The 26,712-nt window shown below is 52.2% G+C and carries 26 protein-coding genes; 9 read left to right on the top strand and 17 right to left on the bottom strand.

Annotated features, from left to right (window positions below):
• The first annotated feature begins 208 nt into the window (after positions 1–208).
• The 4 genes from PJE062_RS21680 to PJE062_RS21665 all read left to right on the top strand — a co-directional run bounded on the left by PJE062_RS21680 (position 209) and on the right by PJE062_RS21665 (position 4,460).
• A complete protein-coding gene (locus tag PJE062_RS21680) occupies positions 209–1,240 on the top strand; it encodes a phytanoyl-CoA dioxygenase family protein (RefSeq protein WP_008551940.1) in 1,032 nt (343 codons plus the stop codon).
• A 126-nt stretch (positions 1,241–1,366) separates the two neighbouring features.
• Positions 1,367–2,233, top strand: a complete 867-nt coding sequence (locus tag PJE062_RS21675; RefSeq protein WP_008551868.1) for a tetratricopeptide repeat protein — start codon at positions 1,367–1,369, stop codon at positions 2,231–2,233.
• Positions 2,234–2,404: 171 nt separating this feature from the next.
• Entirely contained in the window at positions 2,405–3,451 is a 1,047-nt protein-coding gene (dusA, locus tag PJE062_RS21670; RefSeq protein ID WP_008551854.1) for a tRNA dihydrouridine(20/20a) synthase DusA, read from the top strand.
• A 187-nt stretch (positions 3,452–3,638) separates the two neighbouring features.
• Positions 3,639–4,460: a sulfite exporter TauE/SafE family protein gene (locus PJE062_RS21665; RefSeq protein ID WP_008552000.1), complete on the top strand. Its 822-nt coding sequence runs from the start codon at positions 3,639–3,641 to the stop codon at positions 4,458–4,460.
• Positions 4,461–4,535: 75 nt separating this feature from the next.
• Here the strand turns inward: PJE062_RS21665 and PJE062_RS21660 are convergent, their stop codons facing one another.
• The 4 genes from PJE062_RS21660 to PJE062_RS21650 form a co-directional block, all read right to left on the bottom strand.
• Positions 4,536–5,234, bottom strand: coding sequence for a TIGR02281 family clan AA aspartic protease (locus PJE062_RS21660; protein ID WP_008551987.1), 699 nt, complete (start codon positions 5,232–5,234; stop codon positions 4,536–4,538).
• A complete protein-coding gene (locus PJE062_RS26185; protein ID WP_198136893.1) occupies positions 5,219–5,440 on the bottom strand; it encodes a DUF1289 domain-containing protein in 222 nt (73 codons plus the stop codon). Before PJE062_RS26185 ends, PJE062_RS21660 begins: the two co-directional genes overlap by 16 nt.
• A gap of 140 nt (positions 5,441–5,580) precedes the next feature.
• Positions 5,581–6,753 (bottom strand): alpha/beta hydrolase, encoded by a 1,173-nt coding sequence (locus PJE062_RS21655; protein ID WP_008552062.1) that lies wholly within the window; start codon positions 6,751–6,753, stop codon positions 5,581–5,583.
• A gap of 174 nt (positions 6,754–6,927) precedes the next feature.
• Positions 6,928–7,746, bottom strand: a complete 819-nt coding sequence (locus PJE062_RS21650; protein ID WP_008552026.1) for an adenosylcobinamide-GDP ribazoletransferase — start codon at positions 7,744–7,746, stop codon at positions 6,928–6,930.
• Between the two features lie 199 nt (positions 7,747–7,945).
• Here PJE062_RS21650 and cobT point away from each other — a divergent pair, with 199 nt between their 5' ends.
• On the top strand, positions 7,946–8,974 hold the full coding sequence (gene cobT / locus PJE062_RS21645; RefSeq protein WP_008551789.1) for a nicotinate-nucleotide--dimethylbenzimidazole phosphoribosyltransferase: 1,029 nt from the start codon (positions 7,946–7,948) through the stop codon (positions 8,972–8,974).
• Positions 8,975–9,144: 170 nt separating this feature from the next.
• On the opposite strand, the gene PJE062_RS26780 is transcribed toward cobT, so the two are convergent.
• From PJE062_RS26780 to PJE062_RS21630, 3 genes are all read right to left on the bottom strand, one after another.
• On the bottom strand, positions 9,145–9,501 hold the full coding sequence (locus tag PJE062_RS26780) for a GFA family protein (protein ID WP_208608709.1): 357 nt from the start codon (positions 9,499–9,501) through the stop codon (positions 9,145–9,147).
• An 86-nt stretch (positions 9,502–9,587) separates the two neighbouring features.
• Positions 9,588–9,944 carry a GFA family protein gene (locus PJE062_RS26775; protein ID WP_208608708.1) on the bottom strand — a complete coding sequence of 119 codons (357 nt, stop codon included), beginning with the start codon at positions 9,942–9,944 and terminating at the stop codon, positions 9,588–9,590.
• Positions 9,945–9,991: 47 nt separating this feature from the next.
• Complete coding sequence (locus tag PJE062_RS21630; RefSeq protein ID WP_148266140.1) at positions 9,992–11,542, bottom strand: HAMP domain-containing sensor histidine kinase; 1,551 nt, start codon at positions 11,540–11,542, stop codon at positions 9,992–9,994.
• Positions 11,543–11,746: 204 nt separating this feature from the next.
• Here PJE062_RS21630 and PJE062_RS21625 point away from each other — a divergent pair, with 204 nt between their 5' ends.
• From PJE062_RS21625 to PJE062_RS21615, 3 genes are all read left to right on the top strand, one after another.
• Positions 11,747–12,391: a glutathione S-transferase gene (locus PJE062_RS21625; RefSeq protein ID WP_083416517.1), complete on the top strand. Its 645-nt coding sequence runs from the start codon at positions 11,747–11,749 to the stop codon at positions 12,389–12,391.
• An 80-nt stretch (positions 12,392–12,471) separates the two neighbouring features.
• On the top strand, positions 12,472–13,005 hold the full coding sequence (locus PJE062_RS21620) for a uracil-DNA glycosylase family protein (protein ID WP_083793297.1): 534 nt from the start codon (positions 12,472–12,474) through the stop codon (positions 13,003–13,005).
• Between the two features lie 235 nt (positions 13,006–13,240).
• A complete protein-coding gene (locus tag PJE062_RS21615; protein ID WP_008551814.1) occupies positions 13,241–13,732 on the top strand; it encodes an Lrp/AsnC family transcriptional regulator in 492 nt (163 codons plus the stop codon).
• A 391-nt stretch (positions 13,733–14,123) separates the two neighbouring features.
• Here the strand turns inward: PJE062_RS21615 and PJE062_RS21605 are convergent, their stop codons facing one another.
• The 10 genes from PJE062_RS21605 to PJE062_RS21560 form a co-directional block, all read right to left on the bottom strand.
• Positions 14,124–15,005: an NAD(P)-dependent oxidoreductase gene (locus PJE062_RS21605; protein ID WP_008551881.1), complete on the bottom strand. Its 882-nt coding sequence runs from the start codon at positions 15,003–15,005 to the stop codon at positions 14,124–14,126.
• A 145-nt stretch (positions 15,006–15,150) separates the two neighbouring features.
• Positions 15,151–16,068 carry an ABC transporter permease gene (locus PJE062_RS21600; RefSeq protein WP_008551750.1) on the bottom strand — a complete coding sequence of 306 codons (918 nt, stop codon included), beginning with the start codon at positions 16,066–16,068 and terminating at the stop codon, positions 15,151–15,153.
• Positions 16,065–16,775 carry an ABC transporter permease gene (locus tag PJE062_RS21595; protein ID WP_008552004.1) on the bottom strand — a complete coding sequence of 237 codons (711 nt, stop codon included), beginning with the start codon at positions 16,773–16,775 and terminating at the stop codon, positions 16,065–16,067. The genes PJE062_RS21600 and PJE062_RS21595 overlap by 4 nt, the downstream gene beginning before the upstream one ends.
• 78 nt (positions 16,776–16,853) lie before the next feature.
• Positions 16,854–17,630 (bottom strand): transporter substrate-binding domain-containing protein, encoded by a 777-nt coding sequence (locus tag PJE062_RS21590; protein ID WP_008551842.1) that lies wholly within the window; start codon positions 17,628–17,630, stop codon positions 16,854–16,856.
• Between the two features lie 255 nt (positions 17,631–17,885).
• Positions 17,886–18,662, bottom strand: coding sequence for a transporter substrate-binding domain-containing protein (locus PJE062_RS21585; RefSeq protein WP_008551872.1), 777 nt, complete (start codon positions 18,660–18,662; stop codon positions 17,886–17,888).
• A gap of 418 nt (positions 18,663–19,080) precedes the next feature.
• Entirely contained in the window at positions 19,081–19,857 is a 777-nt protein-coding gene (locus PJE062_RS21580; protein WP_008551960.1) for a transporter substrate-binding domain-containing protein, read from the bottom strand.
• 262 nt (positions 19,858–20,119) lie between these two features.
• Positions 20,120–21,358 (bottom strand): gephyrin-like molybdotransferase Glp, encoded by a 1,239-nt coding sequence (gene glp / locus PJE062_RS21575; protein WP_008551970.1) that lies wholly within the window; start codon positions 21,356–21,358, stop codon positions 20,120–20,122.
• A 106-nt stretch (positions 21,359–21,464) separates the two neighbouring features.
• Positions 21,465–22,106 (bottom strand): molybdenum cofactor guanylyltransferase MobA, encoded by a 642-nt coding sequence (gene mobA, locus PJE062_RS21570; protein WP_008551980.1) that lies wholly within the window; start codon positions 22,104–22,106, stop codon positions 21,465–21,467.
• Between the two features lie 189 nt (positions 22,107–22,295).
• Positions 22,296–22,754, bottom strand: coding sequence for a BLUF domain-containing protein (locus PJE062_RS21565; RefSeq protein ID WP_008551887.1), 459 nt, complete (start codon positions 22,752–22,754; stop codon positions 22,296–22,298).
• A 153-nt stretch (positions 22,755–22,907) separates the two neighbouring features.
• Positions 22,908–24,842, bottom strand: coding sequence for a bifunctional 2',3'-cyclic-nucleotide 2'-phosphodiesterase/3'-nucleotidase (locus PJE062_RS21560; protein WP_083793296.1), 1,935 nt, complete (start codon positions 24,840–24,842; stop codon positions 22,908–22,910).
• 654 nt (positions 24,843–25,496) lie between these two features.
• Between PJE062_RS21560 and apbC the strand changes: the two genes are divergently transcribed.
• Positions 25,497–26,630, top strand: coding sequence for an iron-sulfur cluster carrier protein ApbC (gene apbC / locus PJE062_RS21555; protein WP_037037961.1), 1,134 nt, complete (start codon positions 25,497–25,499; stop codon positions 26,628–26,630).
• The last annotated feature ends 82 nt before the right edge of the window (positions 26,631–26,712 follow it).

Raw genomic sequence — 26,712 nt, 5'->3', positions numbered from 1 at the left:
ATCTAAACAGCAGCCTTTATGTAAGCTGCATTGCTTGTTTTGTAGATGTGGCAGTCAGGATAAACCTGACTGCCACAATTATTTTCTAAAAATGTTTTGTTTTGAATTGACCGTTGTACTGTTGGCACCTTGATTTCTTCTGGCTGGCAATTAGTGCCGACTAAACCTAGGGTTTATCTGTGTTTGTGTATTAGCCCGAGAATTCCCAATGTCACCTCTGAAGATATTCAAGAGCCCGCTCTGGATTGCTGATATTGCGTTAGGAGGGAAGTCGTTTCGGGGCAATCCGATTATTGGGAGCAGGTATCTGAATGAGCGCGGGTTTCATGTGTGGCGCATGGCACTGGCGGAGCGGATGGCGCAGATGCGACGCAGACAGATGGAGCACTTTCTGCCAGCTGAAGACCGGCAGTTCTTTCATGAAAATGGATATGTGGTGCGCCATAACGTGTTGCCGGAAGATATCTTCAAAGCAGTGCAGGATGAGCTGGAGCAGACAGAGTTTGCGGCGCGGGAGATGAAGCAAGGGCGGACCGTCACCCGTTTCATCGGTTTGACGCCTGCTATCTTGAAGAAACTACCCGGTCTGCAGGCCGCTGTGGGTGCCGATATCTTCCAAAAAGGCCTGCGCTATGTGGCGTCCAACAATGCAGATCCACTTGTCTACCTGCATACCGTTCTGTGGGATCTGGACGAAAAGCGCAAAGATCCGCAGACTAACTTTCATTCAGACACATTCCATCCCACAGCCAAAGCCTGGCTTTTCCTGAAAGATGTAGAGTTGGCAGATGGCCCGTTCCATTACGTGCCCGGCTCACACAGACTGAATGAAGCACGCAGAAAGTGGGAGTATGAGCAAAGCCTCACCGCAGCAACACATAAGGATGGCAATCATGCTGTCGGTTCGTTCCGCGTAACAGAAGATCAGCTGCAGGAGATGGGCTTCAGCAAGCCTGTGTCATTCGCTGTTCCTGCTAATACTCTCGTCATAGCGGATACGCACGGCTTCCATGCCCGAGGCATCGCAACACGTCCGGGCCTCCGCATTGGTCTTTATGGTTCCGTCCGTCGCTCTCCATTCTCCCCATGGGCGGGAGGAGATGTTCGATCACTCCCCGGCATCAAGGGCCGCCAGACCGAAATCTTCGGCGCCTACCTCGATTGGCGGAGCAAAAGAGGGCATGGCGTATCTCATTTAGATGTCGGCAAAGTCAAAGCAATGGCACCGCGGGTGCGATAAAGCAAAGGCATGTAGTTCTTCAATTATTTTCTTTTTAGAGCACCCAACTTCCTAGTGTACATGTTTAGCAACATTGAGCATTATCGACATTGATTCAGCTATTGTTTTCGATTTTTGGATTTCCAAATGCGTGCTCCCCTAAAAGTTTCGATATTGTTTTTTTGTGCTGTTCTTCTTCTCGGGGGAATACTATTTGCATTACCATACATCTCAAATCTGACTACAAGCTCCGAACCTCTTCAGACACCTGCGGACTTACAGAATAAAGCGCATGCAGGAGATGCTGATGCGCAGTTTAGTCTGGCTGTACTTCGCCACAAAGGTACAATTTTCAAGCAGGATGATGAAATTGCTTTTGAATGGGCATCTAAAGCTGCGGTTCAGAGCCATGCTGGTGCACAGAACCTCTTAGGTTTCTTTTACATGAATGGCCGTGGGGTTAAGCAAGATTTTGAGCAAGCGGCTAATCTCTTTGAGGAATCATCTCAAGGCGGCAACGCTGACGCAAAACTTAATTTGGCGATTTGCTATTGGAATGGATCTGGGATTGAGCAAGATAAATCAAAAGCTTTAGCTCTTTTGGAAGAGGCTCGGCAACTTGGTCAGAGTGATGCTACGCATAAACTGGCTATGACCTACTTTAATGGAGAATTTGTCAAACAGAATAAGCCAAAGGCTCTCCAATATCTGAAACAGGCTGCGGATCTCGGCAACGACAAGTCACTTTTGATGCTGGGGGAGCTATATCTGAAAGGTGAACTCGTCGAGAAAGATGAAGAACACTCTGCGAAACTCTTTTTGCAGTGTGCCAAGAAGCAGAACTCTGCCTGCCAGTTTATGACTGCATTAAATTATCACAGGGGACGTGGTCTGCCTCAGAATAACAAAGTAGCAAAAAAATGGGCGAAACAGGCTGAGCGGCGTGGCCAAGAACCGGCAAGAGAGTTGCTTGATTTCTTGGAAAAATCTGAAACAGCTCCAGCGAGTAAGTAGGCCTGAGTTCTCTGATGTCTTTAGTGGGCCAGCTGTTTACTCCCACCTCTCCACCTTAACCATGCACCTCACCATTCCATCCCGCTCATAGGTTTCTCAGTGCTGTGACTTGCCAATTTTGTGCAGAAAGGGCAAAAGACTGCGACTTGAGACTGTTTGAGACCGTCGTGAATGACTGAAGCAACAAAAAAACTCTATAATATCAATAGCCCCGTCTTCGCGGTCGCGCCGATGCTTGACTGGACGGATAGGCATTGCCGTGCATTTCACCGGGTCCTCTCTAAGAATTCGCTGCTTTATACTGAGATGGTCACCACTGGCGCCTTGATCCATGGCGACAGGGACCGTCATCTGAATTTCTCCAGACAGGAGCAGCCGGTTGCCTGCCAGCTGGGCGGGTCTGATCCCAAAGCATTGGCTGAGTGTGCCAAAATGGTGGAAGATTGGGGCTACGATGAGGTTAACCTCAACGTCGGGTGCCCGTCTGACCGCGTACAGTCTGGCAAGTTCGGGGCCTGCCTCATGCTGGAGCCGGATCTGGTGGCAGAATGCATCGCGGCCATGAAGGATGTTGTTTCCATCCCGGTCACCACCAAATGCCGCATCGGCGTGGATGACCAGGAGCCGGAAGAGGCACTCAACGCACTGGCAGATAAAGTCATCGCCGCAGGTACAGATGCGCTGTGGGTGCATGCCCGCAAGGCGTGGCTGAAGGGCCTCAGCCCGAAGGAAAACCGCGATGTGCCACCGCTGGATTATGACCTTGTCTACCGCCTGAAGCAGCGCCTGCCGGATGTGTTCATCGGCATCAACGGCGGCGTGGCAACACTGGAAGAAACCTCAGCGCATCTGGAAAAACTGGACGGTGTCATGATGGGCCGCGCGGCCTATCAGAACCCGATGTTGCTGGCAGAGGTTGACCGTGTGGTCTACGGTGAGGACGGCACCGCGATCACGCCGGTTGAGGCAATGGACGTCTACCGCGGCTACATCGAAAACGAACTGACTGCCGGAACCAAGCTGGCATCCATCACCCGCCACATTTTGGGAACATACCAAGGTGTTCCGGGCGCTCGCCATTTCCGCCGTATTATGACGGTGGAAGCCAATAAGACTGGTGCTGGCATAGAGGTGCTGGAAGAGGCTCTGGCAGCGGTTTCACATCATCAAAGCGTTGCGCTTGAAGCACGTGAGCAGAAAGAGGCAGCGCTGGTTTAGCGTACTCCCGAAAAGTGGCTTCCGGTTTTCGGGCAAGAGTACGCGAGAAGAATGCGTACTCCCAAAAAGTGGCTTCCGGTTTTTGGATACGAGTACGCGAGAAGAATGCGTACTCCCGAAAAGTGGCTGCCGGTTTTCGGATAAGAATACGCGCATGAAATGCAATTGGAATTGAGGAGGGGACAGCATGGACATGATTTCTGCGTCTATGCTGGGGTTCGGAGCAGCATTGATTGCTTCTGGTGCACTAGCAGGTTTTCTGGCAGGGCTGTTTGGTATTGGAGGCGGCGCGATCCTCGTGCCGATCCTGGTGACCATTCTGACAGAGGTAGGCGTTGATCCAGACGCCGTGGTTCACATCTCCGTGGCCTCGTCTCTGGGCGTCATCGTCCCAACCTCTTTGCGCTCCTTCTTCGCACACAAGAAGAAAGGCGCTGTTGATCTGTCCTTGCTGAAAAGCTGGATTATCCCTGTGCCGATTGGTGTACTGCTGGCTTCTTACGTGGCGGCGCTCGTTTCCGGTGATACGCTTAAAGGCATCTTTGCCGTTATCGCGTTTGTGGTCGCCATGCGCATGCTGTTCAATCGTGAAAGCTGGAAACTGGGATCAGACATTCCGGGCAATCCGGTACGAGCGCTGATAGGCGTGATGATCGGCTTCTTCTCAACGCTCATGGGCATTGGCGGTGGCGTCATGAACAACACCTTCATGACCCTGTTTGGCCGTCCGATCCATCAGGCCGTTGCCACATCTTCTGGTGTTGGAGTGCTGATTTCCATTCCCGCAGTCTTCGGCATGGTCGCAGCCGGGTGGGGCGCTCCCAACCTGCCGCCATTCTCTGTAGGCTACATCAACCTGCTTGCCATCGCGTTGATCATCCCGATCACCATCTACGTGGCTCCTCTGGGCGCACACTTCGCCCACAACCTGCCAAAGCGCAAGCTGGAGCTGGCGTTTGGTGTGTTCCTCCTGATTGCTTGCGCAAGGTTTGCCTACAGCCTGCTGTAAGCTGTAAGCCATAAGAAACACAAAAGCCGCTGACATTCCTGTCTGCGGCTTTTATTTTTTGATACGCGAGTTGCTTCAGCGCGCCTTCAGGATCAGCTGGTTGCCTTCCACGCGCCAGCTGGCGAAGGTGTTGAGGGCACTCATACCCAGCAGGCTGGTTGAGAGCATCTCTTCCTGCGCCACAAATGCGGGCACTTCGTTCAGGCGCCAGTCACCAATCTGCATGTCCTCTAAACGCACGCGGGCCACAAAACCCATGCCGTTGGCGGTGGAAACAGGGATGCTGTAAGAAAGGTTGTTCGTGTCGATGCCAACCCGGCGTGCATCTCCGTGTGACAAAGTGATGTGCGAAGCCCCAGTGTCCACCAGCATATCGACGGAAACGCCATCCACTTGAACATCAATGAAGAACTGATGGTTGATGCCGCGCGAGATCACCATCTCGCCATCAGCAGATTGAGAGATGGAGCCGGGAAACAGCTCGGACATCACCCGGTCGCGCACGGTCATCAGCTCATACCGGAACGAGTATCCAATCACCAGCAACAGCGCCAGACCGCCCCAGAACACCACAGCGCCAAACACTTCGCGGATTTGCGGGCGGCGAATGAACACGCCCATCATAATCACAATGCCCATGGCCGCAAGGGCGACCAAGCGAGGGCCGTCCTCCTGAAACTTGTCGCCAAGAAACTCAGGTGTTCCAAGATATCCGGTGGCAACGCCAATCACCATGGCACCGATGAGAATGACAAGGCCTATCGTCCAGCGCATTGCACATCCTCCTGTTTGATAGCCAGAAACTCAGCTTTTCGTGCAGGAAGCTTGGCAAGAATGGTGTGCTGAGCCTGCGCAGAAAGGGAACCCCATCCGGCAATCTCGCTGAGCAATCTCCAGCAACTCACACACATCTTCCGTTCTTCATCCAGCTGGCACAGTTTTAAACACGGGCTGGCTGGTCTTTCTAAAGTACCTGACAAAATACTGTCCTACAAAATCATCGGGTTCAAACCGCTGTGTTCAGCGCGTATCTCCGAAAAGTGGAAACCGGTTTTCGGATAAAGATACGCGAAAATAACGACTAAAGCAGTTCAAGTGTTCAACTTAAATGCGAACTGCTTTAGCGCGTTGCGCCAACGGATCCCGGCGTGCTGATCACGATCTTCGCAGTGTTCCCCAAAAACTCGGTGAAACTGCGTCCAGCGTTTCCAAGACGTCCGCCAATGCTTTGCTTGTTGCGGCTCATCGTGCCTTGTTCAAGGGCATTGACCAGCTGCGGCCCAAACTGAGCAAGTTGCGCGAACTTGTCGTGGTTGACACTATCCTGACCTTGCACATCCGTCAGGTCAATGACCACAACGCCCAGACTTGTCAGCTCTGCATCATTCTCAATGCCGCCCACACGCGCCTTGCCGCCGGCAATGCGGCGGGAGAAGCGCAGCGCGCGGTCATCACGCGAAACCAGCACAAACACAGGGTTTGCTCTGTATCCAAGAGAGGTAATCATTGTTTTGAAAACATCAATATCGATGTCCGGCGAAGCCATCACAATGGTGACCTTCTTGTTCTTCAAAAGCCCGTGACCTTTGAGCTCCATCTGCCGCAAAGTCTCCAGCAGCAACAGGTTGCCAAGGGAGTGCGCCAGAATGGTCACCCGCTCCGCATCAGAGTTCACCAGCTCCCGCAATACCTGCTCAAGCCCGTCGCGGGCAACAGTCACGCTGTTGGTGTCGTAAATGTAGTCGGTCAGATTGCCAGCGGACGCCCAGGTGAACAGGATCGGCACCCGATTGACCTTGGCATCTGCTGCCATCTGCGCAAGGCGGAACACGCCCTCAGAAAAGCGGGTGTTGTAGCCATGAATGAACAGCACAGCTTCGCGCTCGCGGTCAGTGCGTTTTGCAATGGCCTGATTGACCTGCTTTCGGAAAGCTGCATTGCCGTCAATGTAAGCCGCCTGCCGCACCACGAAGTCGGTATTCGGGTTGCCCGGAGGTGAAGAGGCCCATTCAATCTTGCCCGGCTTGTGGGTTGGCGGAATGGAAATGGTGGCCGAAGCAAAATCCAACTCTTCAGACCGCTTGGAAGTGTAAAGCGCAGGGGGGTGTTCAGCACGCGCCCGTGTGGTCGCAACAAGGATATGAACATCCTTGGTCCCTTCGGCTTCTTCAAGCGAAATTTCCAGTGAATCCGGTCCGGGCCTGGAGGCACAACCGGCAAGGACGGCAGCAGCCAGCCCAAGGGCAGCAGCTCGTTTGAATGCTGAAAGTGCACAAGCAAAGGATAGCTTCATAATGTCTCCGGCCCGAGAACTGTAAAAAGGGTTTCACGCGCTTGTAGGCAAACAATGCGCGTATATTAAAGCTAAAATGCTAGCAAATGATTGCACAAAAATGGTTTCTTGCAGCGCCTTACCCAAAAAAGCAGAGGAATGCCTCTGGTTTTTAAGGGGTGGCGAACACAGCTTCTAAAGAGAAAGGACGCCCAGCAGGAAGCCCAGTGAACCGATTTGTTGCGCAGCCCCCAAAACATCACCAGTAATGCCTTTGATTTTAGTGAGGGACAGCTTCGCCAGCGCCCACACCAGCACAAAGCTCACACCAGCCCCGATCACCACCTGCCAGAAGCTCAAGTAAAACAGGCTGACGGCAATCAGCGGCAACGCAAAGCAACCAGCCCAGTACACTGCGATGTTTTCAGGCACGCCAAAGCGCGTGGAAAGACCGCCCTGATACGCCGCTGGCATGGTGTGCCAGATCCAGACCATGCCAACCCGGCCAATCGTCTCAGCTGCCAGATAGCCAAGAGCTGCCCCAAAGCCGCCAAACGCCTCCAGCAAGGTGGCCAGCAGCAGCCAGCGCAGGCTTAGCGAGAGCACAAGCGCCACAGTGCCAAACGCACCGATACGGCTGTCCTTCATGATCTCAAGCCGCCGCTCAGCCGTATGACCACCAAAGAACCCATCAACCACATCAGAAAGGCCATCCTCATGCAGGCAGCCCTGAACAGCTGCCGCCACGCCAACTGCAATCAAAGCCACAACAGCTGCGGGCAGGGCGCTTTGTGAAAGCAGCCACAACACCAGCATGCTGGGCAGGGAGATCACCGCACCGGCCAGCGGAATGCTGCGGGAGCGCAAACGAAAATCCGGAGCTGTAATCAGATCATCCCAGCTTCCCAGCTTTGGCAGAGGAATACGGGAGAAAAAGCGCACCAGCTCGGCCACCTCCGCCAGAATATGTGAAGAGGAAGGAAGAGAATCTTCGTTGCGTTGATCGTCGGACATGATGGTTTCTCACAGAAATAAATCAGACCAGAAAGGCCGCCAAAATCAGTTAGAGCAACAATTTGTAGTTTGCAAAGCCGTGGAAACCACAAATAGTTGATAAGTCTCATTTGTATTCTGCTTCCGGTGGCTTATAGATCTGCGCAAACAACAAAGCGCAAATACTCATTTTGCGGGTTACCAAAGTTCGGAGAAGCGTATGTCTCTTGCAACGTCTGCACTGCCATTCGATGATATCAGAAACCTGGTCGGCGCAATGCCGGGTCCAAGCCTTGAAGCGGTCGAGGCGGTGAAAAAACGTGATGCGCAGCTGACGAAGCCTTTGGGGTCTCTGGGCCGTCTGGAAGAGCTGGTGGAATGGCTGGCTGCCTGGCAGGGCCTGCCAATGCCAAAAGTCACCCGTCCGCTCGTAGCTGTGTTTGCAGCCAACCACGGCGTTGCTGACAAAGGCGTCTCTGCTTTCCCGAAAGAAGTGACCGCGCAGATGGTCTCCAACTTTGCAGCTGGCGGCGCCGCCGTGAACCAGCTCTGCATTGCCTATGACCTCGGCCTCAAAGTGTTTGAACTGGCGCTGGAAATGCCAACCCCGGACATCTCCGAGGAAGACGCCTTTGAAGAATCCGAATGCGCAGCAACCATGGCCTTTGGCATGGAAGCAATCTCTGGTGGCACAGATCTGCTCTGCCTTGGCGAAATGGGCATCGCAAACACCACCGTTGCAGCAGCCATCTTCTACGCCCTGTTTGGCGGCACAGCAGAAGAGTGGGTCGGTCCGGGCACTGGTGTTCAGGGCGACGCGCTGAAAAACAAGATTACCGTAGTTGAGCAGGCTGTACAGCGGATCGGTGGTCCGGGCAAAGTTGAGCCTCTGGAAGTTCTGCGCCGGATTGGTGGCCGCGAAATCGCAGCAATGGCAGGTGTTATTCTGGCAGCACGCATGCAGCAGGTTCCTGTTGTGATTGATGGCTTCGTCACCTCCGCAGCAGCTGCCATCCTCTACAAGATGGACAAGACCGCATTGGAGCACTGTGTGTTCTCTCATGCCTCCGCTGAACCAGCGCACCGCCGCGCTCTGACTGAAATGGGCGGCAAGCCACTTCTGGATCTGGGCATGCGTCTTGGTGAAGGCTCTGGCGCAGCAATCGCGGCAGGCATCATCAAAGCAGCAGCAGCAACCCACTCCGGCATGGCGACCTTCGCTGATGCAGGCGTTGCAGCTCAGGACTAATTTGAGAATAACCCCTCCGCTGAGGAGGGGGATAAATTGAAAAAGGCCGCCCTCAACTCGCACGAGTTGAGGCCCCCCTTTTTCTCCTCCTCTCAGTAAAGAACGCAGAAAAAACGCATTTCTTTCAAACCAACGCACATTTCAACGCAAACGCGGTTTGATGAGCTGCGTTAATCGACAAAGCGCCAGGTATCAGCGCCATCAAAATGGCGAACACGGATGTCTTTGACGTCCTCAGCAGGCACCAGGCGCGTGTTCACCGCCATTCTATCCCCCTCAGGGTCAACCGGCGCCCAATGCGTAGTGTTTCCGCATGTCTTGCAGGTATGGAACTCCAATTCCTTGTCGCCCCACACATACGCAAAAGTCGCGTCCGGCTCTTTCTCGATGGTTACGTTCTTCGGCGAGCCATGAGCCCAGACAGTTCCAAAACGGCGACAGGCAGAGCAGTTACACTCCGTCAGCCACTCTGGGTTTTCCCGATATTCAAACTTAACTGCACCGCAATGGCATGAGCCACGTAGCATGTGTTTCTCCCTGATAATGAATTGAAGCACGATCCGCAAAAGCAAAGCCAGACGGCTCAAAGGATCACGCAGAAAAAGAAAGTGATTTAATCCAGAAACTGCCCTGTATCCGCACCATCAAAATGGCGAATGGGAATGTCTTTCACATCCTCAAACGGAACAAGCCGCGTGTTGACCGCCATGCGATCATAGTCCTCGTCCAGATCTGACCAGTGAGTGGTGTTTCCGCAGGTTTTGCAGGTGTGAAACGCGATCATCTTATCACCCCAGATGTAGGTGAACGTCGCATCCGGCGCTTTCTCAATGGTCACGTTCTTGGGTGAACCATGCGCCCAGATGGTGCCGTAACGACGGCATGCAGAGCAGTTGCACTCTGTAAGCCATTCTGGTTCTTCACGGAATTCAAACTTGACTGCGCCGCAGTGGCACGACCCTCGAAGCATACAATCCCCCAACAGATGCATCTGGAACAAATAAGGAACGTATATCCTTATCCGGCCCGAAGCAAGGGCTCTCTGTCTTTGCCTGTGGTTGGGTCTGGCGTCGGGATAGGATCGATATGGCTCAACACGCGCTTGGCGGGCAGGGAGATGGTCGCCTGCGTTCCTTCACGCAGCTTGGAGGCCAGCTTAAACTCGCCCTCATGCATATGCGCCAAAGCCTGCACAATGGAAAGGCCAAGGCCAGTGCCTTGCTCTGCATCCTGAATAGCCTGCGTGCCCTGCCCAAAGGCCTGCAACACCACTGGGATCTCTTCCTCAGGAATACCGGCACCCGTGTCACTGACGCTGATATACTGTCCTCCAGCACCATCAATGCCCACGTGAATGGAGATTTCCCCCTCAGGTGGAGTAAACTTCACGGCGTTGGTGAGCAAGTTCAGCACCATCTGGCGCAGTGCTTTCTCATCCGCCCAGACCTTGCTCAGGCCCTTCTCATAGACTTCGTGGATCTCGATGTTCTTCGCCGCCGCCCGCATATGCATCATATGCTTACAGGCCGCTGCCACATCACGCAGACAGACAGGTTCTTCCTGCAGCTCATAACGACCAGCTTCAATGCGCGACAGATCCAGAATCTCGTTGATCAGATTGAGCAGATGTTGGCCCGACTGATTGATATCCTTGGAGTAATCCAAGTATGTTTGATTATGCATAGGGCCAAGAACTTCGTCCTTCATCACCTCTGAAAAGCCGAGAATCGCATTCAGAGGTGTGCGTAATTCGTGACTCATTGTCGCAAGAAAACGCGTCTTAGCCAGATTTGCTTCCTCTGCACGGCGCCGCGCTTCCTGAGAAATTGCATTCACCTGTTCCATTTCTGAAATCAGATGGTCCTTCTCGGCGCGGTACTCAAGCAGGGTCAAAGCGGAAGTATGGAGCTGCTTGCTGAGGATGTAAAAGAACACTTGTGCCCCAATCGCCATCAACCCCATCGCGTAGTGAGGCATGCTGTCATACTGCCAGAAACTGAAGATCAACGCGCCCGTAATCGGGGCTGTGGCAGCCAGCAAAGCACCGGGCAGGGGAGAGGACAACATGGTCGCCATAGCAATGACGATCAGCATAGTCGCAAACTGGAAAACACCGAACCCATAGTCCGTGTTGAATTGCAGATTGCTGATGAAAAAGATAGCCCAAACAATGCCATAGAGCATGTCGCCAGCAAAAAGCTCCCTGCGGATTGAGCGCAGATTCCCTTCCTGACTAAGGCTCTTTTCCATGCGTTTTGTAGAGAGAATGATGATGGAATGTGCGAGCAGCATGGCCACAAGCCAGCCGCCAGCCACCTCCACGGGAAGCCAGACACTGGAGATGGTCGCGGCCACAATGGCGATCATCGGCATGGCGTAGGCCACCGACAATCTGTTCTTCACGAACATCAAAATAAGATCAGCTTCAAAGCTGGGACGGACCCCCTCGACCGTGCCAAGACGTTCGCGAGCATCCTTTACGGTACGTGCAACTTCGCGCCGGCGATTTGCTCGGGCGCGATTAATAGTTGTTTTGTCCTTACTATTCTGCGACGATCCGTTGTTCATGTATTCTCGGCCTCTGTGTGCCAATAGATTGACGGGATACTTGCCCTTTTGACCAGAATGAACATGATCTCTTAAGATTGCTCTGATTCATAGGGTTAACGTCGAGTTTACGGGGACCACAAAATGGTAGATTATTGCCCCATTTTGGGACAGTTTCTCCTGTAGATTGTGAGGGCAACAGCTCGTGGTTGTTGGGAGGCACCATTGAAACTTTATAGCCATAGGCAAGCACCTAACCCCTTTCGCGTCACCCTGTTCCTTGCGGAGAAGGGCGTTAAGGTTAACACTGCCTACGTAGATTTCATGCATGGCGAATTGAAGGCAGAAGAGTTTAAAGCGATCAATCCTTGTCAGCGATTGCCCGTGCTCGTGCTGGATGATGGAACGGCCATTTCTGAAAGCTGCGCCATCTGTCGTTACATTGAAGAGATGAACCCTCTCAAGCCTTTGCTGGGCCAGACGGCCAAAGAAAGAGCGCTGATCGAGATGTGGAACCGGCGCGCTGATCTGGGCTTGTTAAATCAGGTTTCTCAGGTGTTCCGCCACACCAACCCGGCCATGGCTCCGCTGGAGCAACCGCAGGTGAAAGAGTGGGGGGAGGCCAACCGCCCCAAAATTCTCGAAACACTCGCCATTTTCGACGCGCAGCTTGCCAACAATCGTTATGTGGCTGGAGACCGATACTCCATCGCTGACATCACATTGTTCGCAGCAATCAACTTTGCCCGCGTAATTAAGCTGCAAGTCCCTGAAGAACTTGGTAATCTGCGCCGATGGTATGCAAAGATGATAGAGCGTCCGGGAGTGCAGGCAGCGCTTCAGGTGATGAAGGAAACCTCCAGCGCTTAAAAGAGCGCATAGCCGCGTGTCGGGTCTGTGTTGAGCAGCCCATCCGTCAGCCATTGCCTCATGAGCCGAGGCCCGTTGTTGTGCTGTCGTCTACGGCGCGCATCGCCATATGCGGTCAGGCACCGGGAACCCGCGTCCACGCCTCTGGCAGGCCGTTTACAGACCCCTCCGGAGATCGGTTGCGCGACTGGATGGGTATTGGTGAAGAGGTCTTCTACGACCCCGCCAAACTTGCAATTATCCCCATGGGCTTCTGTTTTCCGGGGTTGGACTCCAAAGGCGGTGACAAGCCCCCAAGGCCAGAATGCAAGAAAACGTGGCATCAAGAAATTTTCAGCAATATGCCACAAATCGAAACGCTGCTTGCAATAGGTGGCTATGCGCAGGCCTATCACATGCCCGAACTCACCAAATCCCGCCTCTGGGAAACCATCGCTGAGTTCAGATCAATCTGGGAAACCACCTGCGAGCGCCACGCCAAAGGCCTCGGCCCAAGAGTTCTCCCCCTCCCACACCCGTCCTGGCGCAACAACGTCCACATTAAAAAGCATCCCTGGTTCGAAAAAGAGCTCCTTCCGCTCCTGAAAGAAGAAGTCAGCCGCTTGCTCATGTGATTTGAGAGATTCTTTTTTTAATCCACCCCTGAATATGGCAACGCATTCCTTTAGCTCTTGCCAAATTCTATGTTGATGAAAATAAATTTCACCGATTTAAGGTGGTGTAGAATGAAAACCTATATTCCTGCGAATATCTTGGCGTTTGAAGCTGGAATAACATTTCCCATGACCTTATGCTTCCTGCAATGATTTTGCGCCAAACAATAATTCCGGTGGGAGATAGGGGTATAATATGATCGATAGGATCGACCGTCGCATTCTGTCCATTCTACAAGAAGACAGCACCGTTCCTGTAGCTGAAATCGGCCGCCGTGTTGGCCTGTCCACCACCCCTTGCTGGCGCCGCATCCAGAAGATGGAAGAGGACGGTGTCATCACCCGACGCGTTGCCGTGCTTGATCCAAAGAAGGTCAATGCCAAAGTCACCGCGTTCGTGGCTATCACCACCAATGAACACACTGATGACTGGCTCCGTAAATTCGCCGATGTGATCCGCGAATTCCCAGAAGTGGTGGAATTCTACCGCATGGCCGGGCAGGTGGACTACCTGCTGCGCGTCGCCGTGCCGGATATCGATGCTTACGATGATTTCTACAAGCGTTTGATTGCAAAGGTAAACATCGCAGACGTGTCCACGTCCTTCGCGATGGAGCAGATCAAATACACCACCGAGCTACCGCTTTCTTACATCGTCGCTGAAAAGCCAAAAGCGAACATGTCCTAAGAGTTTGAAGAGGTGATGTTTTAAAGACATCACCTCTTTTAGGTTAGCGTATGCGTACAATTTCTAGGTAGCCTAGATTGGAGGCAACAATGACTGTCCCAACCATCAAGGCAATGGCAATGAGCCAATGTACGAATGTGCGCAGTCTTTTCCCTTTACTTGGGAACCATCGAAATTGCTTGAAGAATGTTAGTATCACATCAGCAATCATAAAACTGAACATGATGTGCCTGAAGAAAACATAGAAAAATAGGATGACTAGTAAGATTTGTAGCCAGCCTGAACTTGGGACGAGTTCGTAGGAAGCGCCATTCTGTTTCATTGAAATACCTAAATAAATAGTGAAATACAGCAAGCAGCCCCGGTCATCTGATCGGGGCTTTTTGCTTTATTATTTCTTATCCGCGTTGTTCAGCCGGGCAATCAGGCTGGATGTATCCCAGCGGTTGCCACCCATGGCCTGAACTTCTGCATAGAACTGATCAACTAGAGCAGTCACCGGAAGGCGCGCACCAACCTCGTCAGCAGCTTCCAGACAGATCTTCAGATCCTTACGCATCCAGTCCACCGCAAAGCCGTGCTCGAACTCACCATCACGCATGGTCTCCCAACGGTTTTCCATCTGCCAGGACTGAGCCGCACCGCCGCGCACTGCTGAAATAGCTTTCTCAACATCAAGGCCAGACTTCTGCGCAAAGTGGATCGCTTCAGAAAGACCCTGCACCAGGCCAGCAATACAAATCTGGTTCACCATCTTGGTCTGCTGCCCTGCACCCACAGGGCCCATCAGGCCAGCGAACTTGGCAAAGCAATCGATGAACGGCTTTGCACGATCAAAGACTTCCTGCTCACCACCGATCATCACGGTCAGAACCCCATTTTCAGCACCAGCCTGCCCACCAGACACAGGCGCATCAAGGAAAGAAAATCCCCCTGCACGTGCTGTCTCATCCAGCTCACGCGCAACCTGCGCAGAGGCTGTTGTGTGGTCCACGAAAATAGCGCCAGCCTTCATGCCGTGGAATGCGCCGTTCTCGCCGGTTGTGACAGAGCGCAGATCATTGTCGTTGCCAACGCAAGCAAAAACAACGTCGCAGCCCTCAGCGGCCTCCTGAGGCGTTAGAGCGAATGATCCGCCATACTCTTTGGCCCATGCCTCTGCTTTAGCTGTTGTCCGGTTGTAAACGGTAACGTCATGCCCCCCGCGAGAGGCCAGAAAACCCGCCATTGGGTATCCCATTACGCCCAAACCAATAAACGCGACCTTTGCCATCGGACTATCCTTATAAACTTGAATCAGAGCGCAGCAACACTATCAGCTTCATCGGCAGATACCACGTAAATTCACCGGCTCTACCAATGAAAAAAGCGCAGGCTTTTGGACCTGCGCTTTCAAGTATTCATCAATGCCAGCTGGCTTATCTGTGCAAGTGACGCGTCAAACGAGCCTCAATGCGATCCCACGCCCGGCGCAATGTTTCCACCATCACCAGATACGCAATTGCCGCCCAGACATACGCCTGGAAATCATAGGTCCGTGAGAACGCACGACGTGTCTCACCCATCAGATCGTAGATGGTGATGATCGCCACGATCGCAGAGCCTTTGATCATCAGGATGATCTCGTTACCATATGGACGCAGAGACACGATCAGAGCCTGCGGGAGAATAATTTTCCAGAAGGTCAGCCACTTCGGCAGACCCAGTGCAGACGCTGCTTCCCACTGGCCTTTCGCGATGCTCTCAATAGAGCCACGCAGGATCTCAACCTGATAAGCTGCGGTGTTCAGAGTAAATGCCAGAACCGCACAGTTCCACGCATCACGGAAGAACCACCACATATCAACGGACTGCAGCGGCTCGCGGAACGTGCCCGCGCCGTAGTAGATCAGGAACACCTGAGCCAGCAGCGGCGTGCCGCGGAAGAAGTAGACGTAACCATATGCAATGCCGCCCAGAATGCGGTTCTTGCTCATCCGCATGAAGGTCATCGGAATGGAGAGCAGAACGCCCAGCAACATGGAGACGGCAACAAGCTTCAGCGTGATGATGAAACCTGAAACGAACTTCTCACCGTACTTGATGAGGAACTTTGCGTTGTGCGTGATGGAAACAGGCAGAAGGCCTTCACCACCAAACACCACAGCAACGCTGTTGGAGTTCAGCAGGAACCACAGAATGCCAAGGCCACCCGCAATCCAAAGGGTCAGCCATGTAGTGCCCACAACGCGGGCCGGCGTCCACGGACGATGTTTTGGGGCAGGAGGAGGTGTCTTTGCTGCAATGGTCTCGGACTGAACGTAGCTCGCCGAAGCGCCAATAGTAACATCACTCATCTGGAAGCCTCCCCGCGCTTAGCCCAGGCATCAAGGCGGGATATGCCACCAGAAGAAATCACAGCCAGAACAAGATAGATCGCACAGGCGACAGAAAAGAACAGGAATGGTTCTTTGGTGGTGCGTGCTGCCATGTTGGAGTAACGGATGATGTCTGCCAGACCAATGATGGAAACCAGAGAGGTCTCCTTCAACAGGATGAGCCACAGGTTGCTCAGCGCTGGCAATGCCAGACGAACAAGCTGCGGAAGAATGACGAGACGCATGGTATGCGCATAGCCCAAGCCAAGTGCTGCAGCACCTTCATACTGGCCTTGCTTGATCGCGCGGAATGCAGAAAGAAATGCTTCAGAAGCGTAGGAAGAGAACACCAGCGATAGGGCAATCATACCTGCGATAAAGGCGTTCACCTCAAAGTAGATATCCCCAAACAGCGAGAGCACTTGCTGAATGAGGATCTGACCGCCGTAATAGACGAGAAAGAGCGTAAGGAGCTCTGGAAGCCCCCGGAAAATTGTTGTGTAAACGTTGGCCGCAGCGCGCAGAGAAGGTTCTTGAGACTTCTTCGCAAGCGCCAGCAGAAAGCCTAAAAGCAAGCCGAAGGGAAGGCTTGCCAACGCAAGGGAGACGGTCATAACAATGCCAAGTGCTATCTCGTCGCCCCAGCCCATGTCCCCAAAGGACAAGAGTGTGAAAATTTCATTCATTACGGGGATTGCCCCTATTCTTTTTTAGAACGGCGGGAAACAAGTCCCGCCGTCAGAGTGTTTTGCAGCTTGACGCCATCACTCTCCGTAGGCGTCAAAGTCGAAATATTTGTCGTTGATCTCTTTGTACTTTCCATTCTCACGTAAAGCAATAACCGCTTTGGAGAATAGGTCAGCCAAGTCTTGGTCGCTCTTACGAACGCCTACACCAACGCCTACACCATGTATCTCTGGAATAGGTGACATAGTGCCGAGCAGTTTACAGCAGTTGCCGTCCTCTGACTTAAGCCAGTCAGAAAGAACAACTACGTCATCAACGACAGCATCAAGTCTACCACTTTCCAAATCGAGTTTATATTCATCAGCAGTAGGGTACAGAGACACTTCTGATTTAGTCAAAATGTCTTCAGCAAACACTGCGTGCGTCGCGCCAACCTGCGCGCCGACAAGAGCACCGTCCATACCCTCAACAGAGGCCTCGGTGATCTTGCTATCTTTAGGTACTGCCACACCTGGAGGGGTCTGGTAGTACTTTTCAGAGAACTGAATGCGCTGCTTCCGTTCTGGTGTGATGGACATGGATGCCATGATGGTGTCGTACTTGCCGGCAACCAGACCAGGGATCAGACCGTCCCAGTCAACCGGCATCCATTCACATTCAACTTTCAGTTCGGCGCAAAGCGCGTTGCCCAGTTCAATTTCAAAACCAACCAGCTTGCCATCAGCGGTGGTGTAAGCAAATGGAGGGTAAGAAGCTTCAGTGCCAATTCGGACTTTCGTCCATTCCTTTGCCTGAACCTGAGTGGAAGCAAGAAGTGCGAGTGTTGCAACAGTGGCAAAGCGCATGAAGCCCATTTGTATTCCCCTTTGTAAATTCTTGGCAGGGGTCATCACGATGGCTCCCTGCACAGCCGGGGCGCATATTTAAATGGAAGAAATTATATTTCAACCTATTTGAGTAGGTGTGTCGGCAGAAAATAGCCAATTTAATCCACCTTGAGAGGAGTAAGTTTCCATTTTGATCGGTTTTGCGCATTCATATTCTGCAAAACGGTGATGCATCACAGAAACTTTCCCCAGCTTCGAATCTTTCCTGCTTCTTTTTAGCCCTTATTCCCCAAAAGCGTCCTGAGAGAAGTACTTGTCGTTGATCTTCTTGTAGGTGCCGTTTTCACGAATGGCGAGAATGGCCTGAGAGAAGCGATCTGCCAGCTCTTCCTGTCCTTTGCGAACGCCAACACCAATACCCTGACCATGCAGCTCTGGCTGGATTGGCAGAGAGCCTATAATTTTGCAGCAGGAGCCAGCTTCAGAATCCACCCAGCTCTGCAGGACACCCAGATCATCAATCACCGCATCCAGACGACCATTCTCAATGTCCAGCTTGTATTCTTCAGAGGTTGGGTACAGCGCCACATCCGCATCCGCATAAACTTCTTCCGCCACAACAGAGTGCGTCGTGCCACCCTGTGCGCCAATCAACAGACCGTCCAGTGCTTCCGGTGAGATCTCAGTAACTGGAGAATCCTTAGGAACTGCAATGGTTGAAGGCGTGTTGTAGTAGCTGCGGGAGAAGGAGATGCGCTCAAGACGCTCTTCTGTGATGGACATGCTCGCGATGATCGCGTCGTATTTGCCAGCAACCAGACCCGGGATCATTCCATCCCATTCCTGCGTGCCCCACTCACATTCAACCTTCATCTCTGCGCACAGTGCATTGCCGATCTCAACATCAAAACCAGTCAGAACGCCATCTGAACCGGTGAAGTTGAATGGAGGGTAAGCGCCCTCAGTGGCAACGCGCAGTTTGGTGATCTCATCCGCCTGAAGTGCTGAAGCAGCAGTGAAGCTCATAAGTGTGGCTAGCGCCATGCGGGCAAAAGACATCCGTGCATCCTTGTTCTTTTTGGCAGAGTGGTCGTTTTGGTTGTGCTCTGCATTTGTTGCCAAGGACACTATAAAAAATATGCCGGACTTCAACTGAAATAACGGAGATATCGGAAGAAAAATGCGCCAAGTGCCGTTATTGTGAAGTGATATCCGTTATAATGACGGGTTGTGTGGAGGAAATATTTCTCTCATCCGACTGGGTTAGTGAGAAAACTATGCCTGATCGTCCCGCCAAGCTCTGAGGAGGGACTATGCGGAATCAAATCGTATTTTCCAAAATGAAGGCCATCAGCAGCCATTTTGCCAAACTGGCAATATGGGCTGATCAAAATGGCAAAACAAAACCCCCGGGCGAGTAAACACCCGGGGGTTCTGAAACCGACAGCTGAAAGGTCAGCTGATCGACAAGTTGTTCTTATTCGCCGTAAACGTCGAACTTGAAGTACTTGTCGTTGATTTCTTTGTATTTGCCGTTAGCGCGCAGAGCTGCGATACCTTTGGTGAACAGAGCTGCAAGGTCTTCGTCGCCCTTGCGAACGCCGATGCCTGCGCCTTTACCGTGGATCTCTTCAACAGACTGCATGGTGCCGAGGATCTTACAGCAAGAACCCTTGTCAGAGCTGATCCACTGTTCCAGAGCCATCACGTCGTCAACAACAGCGTCAACACGGCCGTTTTCCAGATCCAGCTTGTACTCTTCAGAAGTAGGGTACAGAGCAACGTCAGAACCGTTCAGGATCTCTTCAGCGAACTGAGAGTGAGTGGTGCTGCCCTGTGCGCCAAGACGAACGCCTTTCAGGCCTTCAGGAGTTGCTTCGGTCAGCTCGGAGTCCTTGCGAACAGCAATGCCTGGAGGAGTGTTGTAGTACTTCTCAGAGAAGGAGATCTTTTCCATACGCTCTGGAGTGATGGACATGGAAGCAAGGATGGTGTCGTACTTGCCTGCAACCAGACCTGGGATGATGCCGTCCCAGTCCTGAGTAACCCATGTACACTCAAGCTTCAGCTCTTCACAAAGAGCGTTACCAATTTCAATGTCGAAGCCGGTCAGTGTTCCGTCAGCGGTGGTGTAGTTGAATGGAGGGTAAGCACCCTCAGTGCCCATGCGAACCTTTGTCCATTCTTTTGCTTCCGCGCCAGAAACTGCTGCCAACGCAATTGCTGCTACTGCTGCCAAACGCATAATACGCATATTATGTCCCCGAATTAATTATCTTGGCAGGGCTTCTTTAGGTAGGCCCCTGCTTAACCGGGCCTTATGTTTCACTAAAAGCATCCGTAGATCAACCTATATACTGGGCATATTAGGCTAATTAATAGCAAACTGACGATACTTCGCGGTAATATCTTGCAATTTTTCGCAGCTTTGAGGGTAAATTTGTTAAAATTGCAACTGCTGATCTAGGAGTGGAAAAAAGGCTCGCACGCGATTCTGAAAATGCGAGCCAGCAGAGTTACCTAAGGCCAATTTCATCAAAACTGACAAATGGCAGCAGATCACCTTTCTGAACAGAAGACACATCTTCCTTCAGTTCAATGAACCCATCCGCAAACGTCAAAGAGGACAAAAGGGCGGAACCATCACTGTGATACTTGGTCAGTTTAATGCCTTCATCACTGACCACCCGGCGTCCACGCAGGAACTCACGGCGACCGGTCTTGCGATTGGAAATCTCAAAATCCGCTGCAATACATTGGCGTGGGGCTTCACCAAAACCGGACCCGGCAAGAGCCTCAATCAGCGGTCGCGCAAGGAATGCAAAGGCAACAGTCGCGGCCACTGGATTGCCCGGTAGGCCGATGAAAATGCAATCAGGCAACTCACCAACCATGAAAGGACGGCCCGGCTTGACGGCCAGATGCCAGAAGGTGGTTTTGCCGAGTTTGGAAAGAGTGGCTGAAACAAAGTCTTTATCACCGCCACCAGCACCGCCAGAGGTCAGGATGACATCACATTGCTTGGAGGCAGCTTCCAAAGCGCTCTCCACAATCTCACGCTGATCTGCCAAAATGCCAAGATCAATCAGTTCAACCGGCAAATTGGCAAGCATCCCACGCAGCAGGAAGTGGTTTGCGTCAAAGATCTGCCCATCTTGGCGCTCAGTGCCCGGGCGGATCAACTCATTGCCAGTCGAGAACACACCAACCTTAAGACGCCGATATGTCTTGAGCTGACCAAGGCCAATAGAGGCAGCAGCAGCAATCTCTTGAGGGCGGAGCAGGGTGCCTGCCTTAACAATAGGCGCACCTTTGGTCTGGTCTTCACCCTTGCGGCGGATGTTGCAGCCAGCTGGATAGCTGCGGGAGAGGTCAACGCGGCGCTCACCATCAGTTTCGCTCTCAGAGCAATCCTCCTGCGGTACCACAAAATCTGCGCCTTCCGGAACTGGCGCTCCGGTAAAGATCCGCGCAGCTTCTCCAGGTTTCAGCGGTGTTTCTGGCATGGAACCAGCAAAGATCTCCATCACCACCGGAAAGGACGTCTGCTCTGATCCACCTTGTGCAATCGCGTAGCCATCCATTGCCGAGTTATCAAGCGGAGGCAGATCACACGTGGCGATGATATCCTCTGCGAGTACACGCCCATATGCCTCATAAAGTGACGTTTCCTCTGCAACGACTTTACAGTGACCTAATCCACGCAAGTGATTGAGGGCTTCGTCAAAGCTCAGAAAGGGAGTTTTCGTACTCATGCTTATTCCAGAAGATTTGCTAGTGGTGTTCCCTTTATTTACCAGAGGAACGCCGTAGGATTTGGCAAAAATCAAAGTTCTCACAGTGATCTGGTCGATTTCACGACTATTGCACGCGTAATTTGGCAAGATGCTCCAATGCGATTGGCACATCCTCCGGCGTATTGATGTTAAAGAACGGATCCACGCCGTTGTGGGCTTCGAACTTTACGATGACAGGAGGATGGTCATTAAAGAACCCTTTGATGCTGCGCCCGCCATTTAAAAGATACTCTTTCAATGGATCCGCAAGCGCAACAGGCCACAGACCAAATGCAAAGTGGTCTCGTTCACCACTAGAGCAAATCACCGGACAATCAGCGTTTGCTTCGCGATGGGATGCCAGCACCTCCACCATATCCATGGGAAAAAATGGTGTATCTACAGCAACGGTCATCACGTCTAGTGCGTCAGGAGAGTGCTTCTCCGCCCAGCTCAGCGCAGCATGCATACCCGCAAGCGGACCTAAATGCCCAGTCAGCTCATCTGCAAGTAAGGGCAGTCCAAGGTTCTCATGCAGCGGGCCAGGCTCATTCACGCTCAAAACAACCTGCTCAACCTGTTCCTGCAAACGCGTGGTGACGTGTTTGAGCAGAGGAATACCATCTAAGTCCAATAGTGCCTTATCTGATCCGCCCATACGCCGCGATTTCCCACCGCAGAGCACGCAGCCCACTGTCAGGTTTTGATTGCTCTGAGCATCAGACATTCTTGAGTTCCCACTTCCAACAAGCATGCAAATCACCAGACTTACTTGTGAAGCAGGCAAGCGCCGGGTGCAAAGCTTCATTCCGTCGCAAACCACAAAAAAAACGCTCCTAAAGGCAGTGGGAGGAGAGGTGCCTTTAAGAGCGTCGTGGAGCGGTGGTCATGCCACCGTGGGGAGCATAGGTATGAGCTACATCAGCGCAATTCTGCTGGTCAGCTGGCTTTCACTCATGTTCATGGAAAGCAGAAGCAACAGTTCCATCACCTCTTCACTGCAGGTGCGGTCAGGATGGGCAAGGAGATTGCCGAAAAACTTGGGATAATGGCTGTCTGCTTCCTCGCGCAAATCGCAAAAGTGCATCCAGCAATTATGGAAGAGCCTGAAATCCTGCTCTTCATTGGAAAGAACGGTGAGGTCGGAATGTCGCCTGTCTTCAAGCACACACTCAAATGTCCGCTTTACGGATGGCCAAGGCCCTTCCAGCAATTGGAATACATGATTGTCCGTCAGGATCAGCGCGCCTGTGACGCCTGCCATGGAGTTAATGCGTCGGATGCGTGACAGCGATCGTTCAACTTCCTCATCAAGGCTATGGCGAAGCGCAGGCCAATGAATGCGACTTCTATAACATAACTGCGTAACACTCATTGTCAGATCCTCCAGTTCATGAAAGCCTGACAGCAAATTCTTCTAAAAATGTAAAATACAACGTTTAAAACACTGAAATGTCTCGCTTTTTGCGAAAAATAAAAGGCGGAGCACGTGGCCCCGCCTCTCTCAAATCATGTAAGTCATTCAGACTTAGAGCGTAATGCGGTACATCGCAAAACCGTCTTTGCCTTCACCTGCTGCCTCAATCTGCACGCCTTCCACGTTTTTCATGTGTTTTTCAGCTACAGGGCCGGTTTCGAACAGAACAGTTGTGTCTGCAACAGGTTTGAACTTCCAGTTCGCATCAGCGGATGGGTTGATTGTACCCTGTTCCACAATGTAGCGAACGATCACGTCACGGTTTGTATCCGGACCAACAAAGATGATCACATCATCATTGATGCCCGGGAAGTTGCCACCACCGCCAGCGCGGTAGTTGTTGGTTGCCACAACAAACTTCTGATCCATATCGATTGGCTTGCCTTCAAACTGAAGGTTCACGATACGGTTCGCATCAGGATGGGCCACATTGCCTTTGCCGTCGTACTTGGAAGGCTGGGTCAGATCGATCTCGTAGGTAACACCATCAATCACATCGAAGTTATAGGAGCGGAACTCTGCGTCCAGAAGAACTTGGTCTTTCTTACCTGCTTCGATCTGGTTGAACATGCCAGCAGAACGCTCAAGCCATTCCTTCACATCTTTACCGGTGATCAGCACTGCACGAGTGGTGTTCGGGTAAAGGTAAAGGTCAGCAACGTTCTTGATTGCGATATCGCCCGCAGCAACGTCAGTATAGTAGTCAGCACCACCGCGGCCACCAGCTTTAAACGGAGCAGCAGCAGAAAGAACAGGCAGACCAGCCCATTCCGTGTCTTTGAGCATTTCCTTGGTGTACCAAGTCTGTGCTTTAGACACGATCTGTACAGATGGATCATCAGCCACCAGAGCAAAGTAGGAATGCAGTGGAGCAGAGGTCTTACCAACAGCGCGGCGAACGTAAGACAGTGTCTTGTTGTGATCGTCCTCAACCGCTGCCAGCACTTCTTCATCACTTGCAACAAGAGGAATACGCTTACGGCCTTCTTTCTTGTAGATAGACGGTACGTCAGTAGTGAAGTTAGCAATGCGCCAGCCGTTGTTCCCATCACGCTCAAGCATCAGGTCAATCACACCAAGGTGCGAACCCCAGAAACCGCCCATAGCAGCCGGCTTGCCCTGCAGCGTGCCTTTTTCTGCATCAACACCTGGGATGCCTTCATAGTTAGGACCTGGGAAGACATCGTGCTGGTGACCTGTAAACAGGGCATCGATACCTTCAACGCCTGCGATGTGCAGCGCGGTGTTTGCAGCACCTTCTTCGTGCGCGCCACCAGCAATACCGCCGTGAACCAATGCGATGATCAGGTCACAGCCCTGTTCCTTCATTTCCGGAACCCATGCGCGAGCTGCATCAACCATGTCACGGCTGTTTGCTTTGCCAACAAGATGACGGGAGTCCCAGTTCATGATCATTGGAGGAACAAAGCCGATGAAGCCCACTTTAATGGTGTACTCTGTACCTGCACCGTCTTTGATCTTCTTCTCAACGATTGTGTATGGCTTCAGGAACAGATCATCCTTACGGCCATTGGAGCCTAGGGACGTGCCTTTGGAAACGTTAGAAGAAACAACCGGGAAGTTTGCTCCGGAAAGAACCTTCATCATGAAGTCCAAACCGTAGTTGAACTCGTGGTTACCCAGAGTGCCAGCATCATAACCCAGAACGTTCATGCCTTTGATGACTGGGTGGACATCACCTTCACGCATACCGCGCTCATAGGCAATGTAATCACCCATTGGGTTACCCTGCAGGAAGTCACCGTTATCTACCAGCATAGAGTTGGTTGCTTCAGAGCGCAGCTTTTTGATGATGGTAGCCGTGCGAGCAAGACCAGCTGTGTCCATTGGACGGTCTGCATAGTAATCATATGGAGCGACGTGGACGTGGAGGTCGGTTGTTTCCATCAAACGCAGGTGCGCAGTATTCTCTTTTGCAAGAACAGAATATGGATGCACCATTGCAATGGCACCGGTAGCGGCCATGCCTCCCAGCACACTACGACGATTCATCAAAATAGGATTAGACACGATTGCCTCCTAGCCCGTGGAAAATGCAGAACAGAATTGTCAGCATGAATTTCGCCCGATCCTCCCGCTCCCGTGCGCAGCAGCAAGAGGGTTCTTAGCTTCCTAAATATCACGCATTACCCTCAGTTTGTTGAGTGATTGTATCAGGAGCATGAAACGAGCTCTCCAAAACGTAAGGTAGATCCCCTAGCGTGCACTCTAATCCTCAGAAGACGCTGGGTTTTATCTTCAATGAAAGATTTTGCGGAGTGCGCAAATATCTGTGAATTTGTGTTGGTGACCTCAACTTTGCGTGAACTCCGCTCAACTGATAGTGGAGTGGTTTAGCAAAACAGATTGCGAATGCGCAAAGGACAAGGTGTATCTTTCATGAATTCTGTATTGCTCATTTCTTCTTGAGAAGTATACCAAGATACTAAAGAACCAATGGCAAAAGCTTGCAGTTTCAGCTGACAGGCATATTTACCAGCAAGATCATATTTATCCCTCTCTGCTTGGCAGAGGCTTTAAAGGGTGTGCACGATGGACAACGACAAACCAAAAGGATTGTGGGGACGCCTGAAAGGCGGGTTCACATCAGGCAAAAACCATAAGGATACCGAAAAGGCTATGGCTGGATTGACGCAAGAGCGCGTTCTTGAGGTGCTCAAACAGGTGAAATCTCCTGATGGCAAGAGCAACATTGTTGATCAGGATCTGGTCGCAGACCTGTTTGTCGCAGATGGTCGTGTCGTCTTTTCAATCAAGGTGCCAGCAGAACGAGCGACAGAACTCGAAGGTCTGCGTCAGGCCGCGGAAAAGGTTGTCGGTGTTCTTCCCGGTGCAGAGACTGTTTTAGTTGCTCTAACCGCTGAGAAACAGCCGGGTTCTCCATCAACACCTCCTCCAGCTGCACGTAAAGCGCCACCCCAAGCTGCCCCGCTGCCAGCGAAACAGGATGTTCCGGGCGTAAAGCACATCATCGCAGTAGCTTCCGGTAAAGGCGGTGTTGGTAAATCCACGACCTCCGCAAACCTGGCACTAGCTTTGTCCGCAATGGGATTGAAGGTCGGTCTGCTAGATGCTGACATCTACGGCCCGTCCATCCCCAAACTCATGGGTGCATCCGGGCAGCCTGAAGTCACTGAAAACAGAATTATGAAACCGCTTGAAGCGCATGGAATCAAATTGATGTCCATCGGCTTCCTAGTGGAAGAAGACACCGCCATGATCTGGCGTGGCCCAATGGTTGTTTCCGCTCTCAATCAGATGCTCCGTGAAGTGGACTGGGGCGAGTTGGATGCCCTCATCGTTGACCTACCGCCGGGAACCGGAGACGTGCAGCTCACCATGGCTCAGAAGGTGCCACTGACAGGCGCGCTTGTTGTTTCTACTCCACAAGATCTGGCGCTTTTGGATGCTCGCCGTGGTATCGCAATGTTTGAAAAAGTGGCAATCCCTGTGCTCGGCGTTGTCGAAAACATGAGCCACTTCATCTGCCCGGATTGTGGCGGAACACATGAGATCTTCGGACATGGCGGAGCAAAAGCAGAAGCTGAGAAGATGAAGGTTCCATTCCTCGGCGAAGTGCCATTGACTATGGAGATCCGCCAGCAGTCTGACACCGGCGTACCGATCACAGTGAGCAATCCTGATAGCCCGATCGCGAAAGCTTATGGCGTGATTGCTGCAGGCCTCTGGCAAGGTGTCATGCAACCTACTGGAGATGCGGCAAGGTCAGCTCCCAAAATCGTTGTAGGCTGATAAGCTGACTTCTGATTGATAAAGTTGAGTGTGAAACGGCAGGGTGTTAGAGTGTTGCCTCTGCCGTTTTTTCTTGTCGCAA

Origin of the sequence: Pseudovibrio sp. JE062 (genome assembly GCF_000156235.1) — a bacterium.
Lineage (GTDB): Bacteria > Pseudomonadota > Alphaproteobacteria > Rhizobiales > Stappiaceae > Pseudovibrio.
This window is presented reverse-complemented; position numbering and strand designations above follow the sequence as displayed.